Source organism: Halomonas sp. I1, from assembly GCF_032334135.1.
In the GTDB taxonomy this organism is placed as follows: Bacteria; Pseudomonadota; Gammaproteobacteria; order Pseudomonadales; family Halomonadaceae; genus Halomonas.
This window is the reverse complement of the sequence record NZ_JAVXUS010000017.1, coordinates 76044-86146: the sequence shown is the minus strand read 5'-3', so window position 1 is coordinate 86146 and position 10103 is coordinate 76044. Positions and strand designations below refer to the sequence as shown.

10 protein-coding genes are annotated in these 10103 nt (G+C 52.1%); all 10 read right to left on the bottom strand.

Annotated elements, in window-relative coordinates; genetic code table 11:
- Positions 1–422 precede the first annotated feature (422 nt).
- The 10 genes from RSO41_RS15515 to RSO41_RS15470 all read right to left on the bottom strand — a co-directional run bounded on the left by RSO41_RS15515 (position 423) and on the right by RSO41_RS15470 (position 10033).
- Positions 423–1097 carry a uracil-DNA glycosylase gene (locus RSO41_RS15515; protein ID WP_315620096.1) on the bottom strand — a complete coding sequence of 225 codons (675 nt, stop codon included), beginning with the start codon at positions 1095–1097 and terminating at the stop codon, positions 423–425.
- The gene (locus RSO41_RS15510; RefSeq protein WP_315620094.1) at positions 1075–2208 is read right to left on the bottom strand and encodes a nucleoside triphosphate pyrophosphohydrolase family protein; all 1134 of its coding nucleotides are present in this window, start codon (positions 2206–2208) and stop codon (positions 1075–1077) included. The genes RSO41_RS15515 and RSO41_RS15510 overlap by 23 nt, the downstream gene beginning before the upstream one ends.
- Positions 2209–2222: 14 nt before the next feature.
- Positions 2223–2852, bottom strand: a complete 630-nt coding sequence (locus RSO41_RS15505; RefSeq protein ID WP_315620093.1) for a hypothetical protein — start codon at positions 2850–2852, stop codon at positions 2223–2225.
- On the bottom strand, positions 2803–3255 hold the full coding sequence (locus RSO41_RS15500; RefSeq protein ID WP_315620092.1) for a hypothetical protein: 453 nt from the start codon (positions 3253–3255) through the stop codon (positions 2803–2805). The genes RSO41_RS15505 and RSO41_RS15500 overlap by 50 nt, the downstream gene beginning before the upstream one ends.
- A 52-nt stretch (positions 3256–3307) precedes the next feature.
- The gene (locus tag RSO41_RS15495) at positions 3308–3613 is read right to left on the bottom strand and encodes an anion permease (protein ID WP_315620091.1); all 306 of its coding nucleotides are present in this window, start codon (positions 3611–3613) and stop codon (positions 3308–3310) included.
- A gap of 377 nt (positions 3614–3990) precedes the next feature.
- Positions 3991–4911: a nucleotidyl transferase AbiEii/AbiGii toxin family protein gene (locus RSO41_RS15490; protein ID WP_315620090.1), complete on the bottom strand. Its 921-nt coding sequence runs from the start codon at positions 4909–4911 to the stop codon at positions 3991–3993.
- The gene (locus RSO41_RS15485) at positions 4901–5677 is read right to left on the bottom strand and encodes a type IV toxin-antitoxin system AbiEi family antitoxin domain-containing protein (protein ID WP_315620089.1); all 777 of its coding nucleotides are present in this window, start codon (positions 5675–5677) and stop codon (positions 4901–4903) included. The genes RSO41_RS15490 and RSO41_RS15485 overlap by 11 nt, the downstream gene beginning before the upstream one ends.
- 221 nt (positions 5678–5898) lie before the next feature.
- The gene (locus tag RSO41_RS15480; protein WP_315620088.1) at positions 5899–6255 is read right to left on the bottom strand and encodes a nucleotide pyrophosphohydrolase; all 357 of its coding nucleotides are present in this window, start codon (positions 6253–6255) and stop codon (positions 5899–5901) included.
- Positions 6256–6362: 107 nt separating this feature from the next.
- Positions 6363–8753, bottom strand: a complete 2391-nt coding sequence (locus RSO41_RS15475) for a DNA/RNA helicase domain-containing protein (protein WP_315620087.1) — start codon at positions 8751–8753, stop codon at positions 6363–6365.
- A gap of 524 nt (positions 8754–9277) precedes the next feature.
- The gene (locus RSO41_RS15470) at positions 9278–10033 is read right to left on the bottom strand and encodes a hypothetical protein (RefSeq protein ID WP_315620085.1); all 756 of its coding nucleotides are present in this window, start codon (positions 10031–10033) and stop codon (positions 9278–9280) included.
- Positions 10034–10103 lie beyond the last annotated feature (70 nt).

Below are 10103 nucleotides of genomic sequence, written 5' to 3'. Positions count from 1 at the left end.
ATGGGGTTGTCGTCGCTCATTCTGTCCTCCTGATGACTGCACTATACCCTGTGCAGCTATGGAGGGGGTCACTTCACAGAGACATAGAGAGGTATCTTCTCAGCAAGAGATTCCTGAGGATGCCGAAAGACGCGTTTCAATCACGTCACCAATAGAAATTTCAATTTCTGAAATGAAAGACAACATTGATAAAAGAAAGACTCTTGGAGTCAAGAAATGGTTTAAGCGGAACATATAAAAATATCAGACTGCCGCATTTGCACGCGGCAGTCTGAATTTTCGATGAGTATTCAAATCGAATTCTATATTATAGCCTCCACCAAGCCAAGTCATTAAACCCTCTACTAAGCTGACAAAGCTGGCATACATAACCCAAATTCAACACAAAGCACAAGCGCCTAACATTCCATACCACCTTTAAGTTAAAACAATGATGTTTGAACCACCTGAGGCTTCACACCATACAACTGCTGAGCTTGCTGAATAAAAACATTCTTACCACCATAGCTTGGATGGCGAAACTTCACTACCTCCAATCCTCTGCAGATCCTTTTTGCTGAAGCTTCAGCGTCATTACCTATAGCCACTATCCGCTTGGGATTTATAAGCTCAACCAGATCAGAAAGAACCTCTTCTCCTATTTTTCTCTCTTCTGCATTATGGCTCCTATTGGAAAATGAATTTCCTTTACTAAACGGGTGAAGAGGAAAAACATTCCAGAGAAATATATTCTCATCGATACGGCTCAGCATGCTCCATATAACTGTAGCCGTCATTTCTGAGACAGGTTCTCCATAGGTAAATCTGGGAATTTTTACCCCCCATCTTTCACCAATGCTTGAAGCTCTAATCTCATCAGTCAAAGCAAGGCCTGTTCGTCTGCCACCACGGTAGCCTAAATCCCTTCCAATCCAGAGAGAGTCAATACTCATCTTTGAAGCAGCATCAACGAGTTTATAAAGAATCTCTCTTCTTCCTTTTGAGGCATCTGGCTTATCGTATTTTTGACATACATTCCAGTATGGATTAAAAACATTCTCCCTATTAATAGAGCTAACTTTTTCTACAAAAGACTTAGGCGTCACTAGAGTTTTCATGCGGTACGAACCTAATTGTACGATCCTTTCTATTTCCGATCACAGTTCCGGCGGAATACTTCTTCACATCACGGAAGACCTTATATCCTTCAAGGATTGCGCTTTCCCAAAGTGAAGCTGGGCAACGTTCCACCTCATAGCCTTTTACAAACTGCTGAATATTTTTAAGCAACCCGAATGAAAGCTGCTCTTGGTCTTCAAAAAGAGCATGTTCCTTCGCTACTGAAAAAACCCAAGCTGTCAAGCCCTCTTCAATAACAATAGCTCGCCCACTATCTTGATGCTCATCAACCAACGGATCGCTTTTCCTTTTGTGTTTTATCAAAGCGCGAAAGGTAGGCGACCAATGTAATATTGCTGCATTTGCCATGTGAAACACATCATGAAAACGATAGTAGTCCTCTTCCTTAATATTATCCGTCAAGGGATCTCCAATAAAAACTCCCTGCCATTTCATGTATGTCTTCCCATTCTTCTTCTGCTTAATTTCTATCTCAAAAGTATCCGGAAGCCTTTCGTCCTCTTCATACTGTTCATCAAAGTTTGGAAGTTCATTATTACTACATCTCAAGAAACGCCCTTGTGTTTTCTTAAGATTGCCATCCACAACATCATGAAATTTCACTCCGGAAGCAGAAACCGTATCAAGATAACTACTAAAAAAACTCTTCAGAAGACTTTTTTGCTCACCTTTATCAACAGGAATATGAAGGAGATCAGCTGCTGCCTTACCTAAGCACGGAAGAGTCTCTGAAATGTTTTTTTGCTTGACGCTAGGCAAGTGCGCCACAGGGGAGGAATTATGATTTGTTGCAATCAGTTTAAAGGGAGGGCTTTGAGAATATGCTTCAGGCATTAACTGCTCAATATCAAAACCTAGACTTCGAGAAAGCCTGCAAAAATACCATAAGGCATCTCCTATCTCCTCCTGTATAGAGTTTTTGAAGTCATATACCCCTCCTTCTCTCCGTTCTTTTTTCGCTGAAGAAAGTATACTCCCCACTTCCCCAAACAGCCCCAAGGCAATCGTTTCAATATCCCCTTTAAGTTTGTCTGTCTCTTTTATTTTTTCAGCATACTCTTCCAACGTTATGCCACTTTGGCTTTCCATTGCAACACCCCTTCTTACCAATGAGAGGGGTCGCCTATCACCCCTCTATCTTGTTTCATCAGCCAACCCCTAACCTCTTCCACAAAGTCATCCTCAAACTTACATTTATGATACGGCCCTGTCTTTACTAAATCGCGGTACCTCTCCGGGATCTCTATTGCTTTATCTCCCCAATAGCTAAAAACCTCCCCAATGAGAACATTTTCAGTCTTCCCCGTATCGGTGTCTATGTTGTCTTGGATCATCATCCCATCTTCATGAGTATGATGGGATCTCTCTTGGATCCACCCTCCATCATCCCCTCGATGATAGATATTGTCTCCATATGCTTGTTTTACACCAGCATTAAACCTAGGCCTTTTCTTTAAAAACCTTGTATCATCCCAATACTGATCAAAACTAACTATCTCACTAACCTGCATGAAGTATACGATTTTGTTAACATTCGGAACCCCTCCAGTTCCGACAACCACATCTCCTATACTGGCAAGCCTTCTTATATCTGGCTTACATGTTGCCAAGGTACAATACCCGTAAAACGGATTGGGCGCAAAGCCATAATCTCTAGGAATTACGTATGAATAAATGCGCATATCATCCACACTTATGATGCTTAATTTCTCGATCAGAGAATCCGTCTCCATTAGGTTTTACCCACACTTCATCTTCTTCACCTAACAGTGTAGAGAAATCACCATTATATATAATAACACAATCAGAGTGACGCTCCAGCGCTCCATTCATATCTCCAACTTCGGCATTATCTTCTACCCATAGGGAGATAATCCTTTTGTTTCTTTCTTTTGCATAATTTACTGCCTGAGTCAGGCAGGGATTGACTTTTCCTTCTTTAGAAATATAGACCACTAATACATTACACTCATCGACTCGACTTCTTACCTCTTGATCAATTGAACATTCCCCTACTTCTTCAGGAAGAGGCATCTCATGATATTGAAAACCCTTTGACAATATATCTTCAATAATATCCTCATGACTTTTGTGCTTCTTTTTAACGTACGTGATTAGCACTTCATCAGTTCCCATTCTGACTACTCCTTTATTCATATATTATGTAAATGCTCACGGCTCCATCCTCTCAAAGTTTGAGGCCTCCGAGAATACTGGAACGTTTCACTACCACTTCATTAACCTGCCCAGCCATCAGCCACAGCGAAAGAATCAGGGACAGCCCTCCAATTCCTCGATCCGCTTCGGTTCGCCGCTCCCAGAAAAGAGTCAAGAGTGCGATGCGGCGATGAAGGTTCCACTTTTCCATAACGATGGCGATCAAGCAGCCGCCGAGGAACAGAAAGACGATGGAGCTTGCGTAGGGCACAGAGACCTTCTTCAGGAAGAGGCTATGCATCACCTGGTCTTCGCTGTGGTCTCGTACCGGGGCCATCACCGTTTCGTCTCGCTCGATACGGTCGGCGATGCCGTTAACGAAGTGTAGCTTGTCGTCGTCGCTGACCGGGGTGGGGGACCATAATCACCCTCGGCCCCCTCCAGGCACACGCGCTGCTCCTCGTGCTTAGTGAGTTGGTCGAGACTCAGCTCCAACCCACAGGCATTCTCCCCCTTACGGTCGTAGTCACAGGTAGTGCCGGCTTTCCGTCCATCGGCTGTCAAGGCATCAATGCTGTCCTGCTGGAACCAGACGTCCCTGCTGTCCGCCATATGATCCTCTCTGCGCGTGGCGTAATTATGCGTAACAGCCTAGCGCTTCAGGGGTAAGAGGAGAAGTCTACTTAGGCCGCTGAACCATCAGGGCACCAGCCGTTATTCGCGAAGGCTGTCCAGAGCCTGCTCCAAGAGCGCCAGAGACTGACGATGCTTGTCAGCCCCCATCCTCTGGATGTTGGCGATCTTCCAGCGCACGGCAGGCAGTCGATCGACGCCCGTCAGCGGAAGTAGCGTCCAGTCAGGCGCCCCCTGCTTGAAGGACAGAAGGAAGCGAACGCCTTCATCCGTCATCAGCTGGCCCAGCCGCGTCAGAAGTTCGTGCCGTACGTGCTCCAGCTCCTGCAATGGAAGGTCAACCCTGGCCATCCCGACAAACTCCTGTCGGTAGACGTCGTCCAGTGGTTTCAGCCTAGGGTTGATCACTTCGTTCAAGGGCCTCGGGTGCCCCAGCAGATAGACCAGGAAGCCTTCGAATACGCTTCGATCTAGGCCGCCCTGGTTCAGCAGCAACTTCACATCGAAAAGGTCCCGAGGGTGCTGGCGGTCCAGCGCGGCGCAGATCTTGCCGCCATACAGGTCCGGCAGTGACACCACCTGCACCGCAGCAAAACCGTACTCGTCCTCCACGGCTTCAACGACATCGCGCTCCTGTGGCGGGTGCAGAGTGCCACGCAACACCGGCGATACCTCCACCTTCACCTGGCTACGCCCCCGGCGCACCAGGATTCTCAGCTCGTCTCGGCGATTATCCTGCAGCTCGGCGCGCACGCCTGGCAGGCTGGCACTAAAGGTCCCTGCCAGGCGCTGCAGCGCCTCACGACAGCGTCGCAGTGCCTCGTCACGGGGCTCCAGTGGCAAGTAGGCAAGGTCGATATCAACCGATAGGCGGGGTAATTGCTGCACGAAGAGGTTGATGGCAGTGCCACCCTTGAGGGCGAAGCACGGCTCGTCATTGAGAAATGGCAGTAGCGAGACCAGCAGCCTGACCTGTTCGTGGTAGCGAGCGTCAATCGGCATGCAGGAAGACCTCCGGCACCGTCACGTGATATTCCCTGTCCAGCTTGCCGCCCTGGCAGAGCTGCCGCTTACCTTTGCCGAGATCCAGTCGACGTGGTTCCAGACGACCGTACCAGGCATGCCCGGCGTGGCGAGCCAGCACCAGGAAGGCACGCTTGGTTCTCACTGAACGGCACCCCTCCAGCAATGCCTGAAGCCGGCGCGGGCGCAGCGTATTGAGGCCGTCGAAGGTGTCCACCAGCTCACTGCCGAATAGCAGCTCATTCGGCGTCACGGCGATCCACTCCAGGACCGCTCGCTCGGGGGTCGATACCTGCAAGCTGAAGGCCCTGCCATCCGGCGCATAGTCCGTGAAGCTACCGGGAAGCTGCACTGGCAGGCCCTTTTCAGAGTGGAGCACCATCCGCCCTGCCCACTCGGCGTCACTCAACCACCGGGGCAGCCGAGCGGCCTCCTTGCCATACAGATGCGTTGTGCGCTCCCCCATGGGCAGATAGTGGGCAAAGCCATGCAGTGCGAGGGCCGTCTGGCCACCCGGCCAAAGCGGTGGTAAACCCGTTTCGTCGCTCGCCTGCAAAGCGAAAACAGCGCTCTCCCAGGTAAGAGGCTCCCCCGCTTGGCAGTAGGCGCCGTACCCCACGCGTTGCAGCCAGCCACTGCCGGCCAGCTTACGCGCCTGATCCGAGGAGACACCGTGTGATGCCAGCCAGGCGGTCGTCACGACGGCACCATACGGGATCTTGTGCAGCAGCTGGTTTATTTTCACGTCAAAAAGCGGCCTTAAATTCCGTCTTCAGAGTGAAGAATAAACCACACTGGTTTATCTTCAAGCACTAAATCGCCATTATAGGACGCTTTTAGCACAGAATTTAAACCGAAAGCTGAGTCTCCAGCCCTGCTTGAGCCCAAATTTTGCGGGAGGAAGCTTGAGGGACGAAGCCAGGCTGAGAAGGCCGCTGCAGGGGGACAAAGCGGCCACACATCACGTCAATCCTGATAGTGGGTGTATTTTTTCGCACTTCCCTTCACTTGGTCGGCGGGATATTTCTCCGCATTCTTCTCCATCTTCGCCCAGCATGCCGTTTCGATATCCACGTCCAGCTTGCCCGCCAGCCGGATCAGATAGAGCTGAACATCGGCGATTTCATCGCGCACGGCGGCCTGTTGCTGCTCATCCAGCTCCCTGGACTGCGCCTCGGTCAGCCACTGGAAGCACTCCTGCAGTTCAGCTGCCTCCACCGTCAGCGCCATGGCCAGGTTCTTGGGCGAGTGGAACTGGTCCCAGTCGCGCTCGGTGGCGAACTGGTCCATGGCGTCTTGGAGCTGCTTGAACGGGTCTGACATGTGAGGTTCACCTGATTCTGCGACATCCGATAGCGGTGAGCATGCCTGCTCTGCGGCTCGCTATCCAGCCGGCATCGGCATAGGCGACCATCCGGCCGCCCAATCGCTCACAGCACGGAGAGGAATTCGCCGATGACCTTCAGGTCTTCAAGCTCGTCCTCGAGCACGATGTCCTTATAGCCGAAGGCGTTGGTCTGGGGCTTGAGCACGATGCGCTGGTTCACGAACTCGCCGTATTCCTCGATCTTCTCGCTCTGATACAGCTTGACCGTGAAGCTGCCGCCGTGGTCCGGGTCCTCGATAGCTCGATGCTGCACCACGACGACCTTCCCTTTCCGTGTGCCGCCAGGGTTGGCACGGAACAGACACCAGGCGCCGTTGGGGATGCGCCGGTTCATCGACTCCCCCACCACTCGGCTGACGAACAGGCCGGGGCTCGCCCGCATGAAGTCCGGCAGCTCGACCCAGTGTTCGGCTTCGGCGATCTGCATCTCGCTGAACTCGCCGGCGGCGATGCTCAGGTCATACACGGGCACATGGCGCTCGAACGGCGCTGCCTCATCACGCGTCACGATGGGGAGGTGCAAGCCATCCAATATCTCGGCATCCTCAGACAGATCGGGATGCTCTGTGGCTGCCTGCGAGCGGGCAAAGGCCGCGAAGTACTCTCGGGTCTCGGGGTCCGTGGCATAGACGTAACAACCCTTCTGGCCCCGCGTCATCAGCGTGCGATAGGTGTTCTTGATGATCTGGTCCGCCAGGGCACGGGCATGCTCGGGCTGCTCCTTGAGCAGTTTCTTGTAGCCATGCACCGAGCGGTCCTGCCCTGCCCGCTTGGCCGCGTCTGTTACCACGCGGCCGTCACGAATCACGAAGTCATCGCCGATGATGACGCCAACGTAGTCGAACTCGAGCCCCTGGCAGGTGTGGATGCAGCCGACCTGCTCTGCTGATCCATCGGCGATCGCCCAAAGCATGCCGTCATCATCGAGGTTCCACTGGGCCGCGAAGCCATGTTCGGGAAACACGATGTCCATGGCCTGCTTGTCCTTCTTACTGGCCCAGGGCCAGCAGTAGCCCGCCACCATGCGTGCCTTGTTGGCCTGGCGGTTCTTTTCGAGAATCGCCCGGCGCATGGCACTTGGGTCATCGAACACCTGGAAGTCGTAGTCAATGTCCTCCAGATCGGTGTTGGCCGTGGTGCGAATCTGAAGGGCGTGATCGAGCCAGGCTAGATAGCCATCCGAGCCGTTGCAGCGAAACTGCGACGCCAACTCAAGTTCGTGGACATCGGCTCCGCACTCGGCTGCCCACCGCCGGATCTCCTCGACCGTGCCGACGTCCTTCAGCGTCACGCGCTGCGCTTCATCGATGAAGAAGATCGAGAAGCGTGACGCGCCGATCACCTCCTTGATCTGGCTCTCGCCCAGGTTCTGATACATGCCCGATTTCTCGTTCAGGCGGTGCGCCTCGTCGACGATCAGCGCATGGAAGGTATCCGGCTCTGCGTTGACGTAGCTGCCCGAGCCCTTGAACAGGTTATCGATGTGGGTCTTCTTGCGCGTGCCGGTCAGTTTCTTCTTGAAGACCTCACGAGGGGCCGAGTTGCGCGAGACATACTGGGTCATCATCTCGCGCTTCGTCAGCTCCACCAGCAGGTTGATGGCCACCACCGACTTGCCGGTACCCGGCCCGCCCTGCACGATCAGGCACTGCTTGCTGCCGCTGCCTGCACGATGCGCAAGATCGAGCGCGGTTTCATAGACCAGCTTCTGCTCGTCGATCATCAGGAACTCGGCGTTGCCCTGCATCATCGATGCCAGCGCATCCGCCAGGTTCTTGCTCGGCTTGATCACACCGTGCTCGATGCGATACATGATGGCGTTGCTGTCGCCGTACTTGATGTGCTGGCTCAGAAACTTCGAGAGCTTCAAGGCATCCTGCGAGATGAAGACCGGGGCACGGCTTGTGTGGTGCTCGTAGAAGGGATCATTGATGGCGTGCCCCTGCTTCATGTTGTGCAGGTAGGCGCAAGGCACCAGGCGGATCGACTCGGAGCGTACCGTCTCGTTGTAGTCCTCTATCAGCGCGCCATAGGACCACGCCTGATACGACGGATGGTTGGTCTCGCGCACGCCGCCGCCCAGCTGGGTGCGCACGATGGCATCCTTCTTCGTCACCTCGACGGACTGCCACTGTTTCAGTTCCACGATGACCGCCGCATCGTCCCGCTGGTGGTTCTTGCCAGTCAGGATGAAGTCCACACGGCGATTGGTCAGCGGAATGTTGTACTCAATGGCCACTCCCGCCGATGCGGGAATGCCCTCGTCGAGCAGAACGCTCATCATGAAGCGCAGGGAGTTCTCCCACGACGTCACCTCACTGCGCGGCGAGTTGCGGTTCAGCCTGCGTGCCACCTCGTTCTCGATGGCGTCGGTGATGACGTTGGCTCGCACATCGTCGATAAACTGCTGCTTGGTGGCGGTATAGACCAGCATTGATGAAAAATTCCCTTTTAAAACCCACAAGCGTCAGAAACAGACACTTAGCTCGCTAATACAAAGAGGCTGAAACCGGTGAAAGCAAAATCGATTGAGCATGCGATACAGGCAGTCACATGACAACCATGTCGCTATGGCTTCATCGCTGACGGTGGCATGGTCTGGTACTCGAAGACCCCCGCCATGCTCTCGGAGCGGGACCGGGGCTGGCTCAACGCCCACTCTGCCACAAGACCGGCTATATGGTCGTGCCCAAGGTGATTAGGGAACGCTGCCTTGCAAACCAGTTCATGGTGCAGCCTGATCAGAGGAGTAAGCAACTTCAACACCTTGCGACGGCCACCGGCTATCCCAGGATTCACTGGACGGTCAATCAAGACGACGAGGATACAGCGGAATAACTCGGCCAGTCCGCTGGATCGCCTCATGCCCCGCCCCACAGATATTCGGCGAGGTCGGTAATCAGAACACTGTCTGCAAACCCACTGCTCCAAAATGAGGACATAGCGTGACGCGATTATTCATTCTGACAGCCCCTCCATCGCAAGCTTCCTTGAGTAACCTCTAGCTTCCCCTTTAGCAGTCAGCATGAATTCATATTCATTACAACCCAGTAGTGCTGAGCGGAACAACAAAGTATTGACTTTCGAATAGCTTTCAATAGACATATACAGCAAGGCAACGAATAAAAAAAATACTGACAAGAACATGATGTCGCCCAAAACCGGCAAGCTTTCTGAATCCACTGAAGCTTTAACAACTTCAGTATAAAGATATACAAAGCCTGTCCAACACAAGAGCATAAAAGCTCGAAGACTAAAAATTCTAACTTTTGCCCTCTGCTCGAAGAGCCCGATATTTGACCTAACAAGCGCCACCTGTTCTAGAGAACTGACCTTGGATGATGCCAAGCAGTCAACGACAACCTTTACATGAGAATCTTTCACTCCACAAAAACTATAAGACGATGGAGCCGAAAACATTGACACAAGAAGAGGAATCATCAAGAAAAAAGGATATACCAATCCGACCAAAATTTCCGCATCATTCTTCGCCAACTCAGCAGAAACCAACGTAAAAAAAACAAATAGAAAAAACCCAACCAGTGAGAACTTATAAAAATCTCTTAAAAAAATCTCCACACCTCTGCACAGCAACTTCCAAGGGTACAAAAACTCTCGTTTTATAAAATTCAAAGCCTTCACTCGAGACTGAGGTTCCTTGACAACAAAAGCCTCAAGATCAGAAACAACCTTCTTCGAAAGATCAAAAACCATTTTTTAAACTTTCACCTTCTTCTAGAGAAATCACAATGCCTTCCATAGTTCATAAAAAAACTCCCGGCTA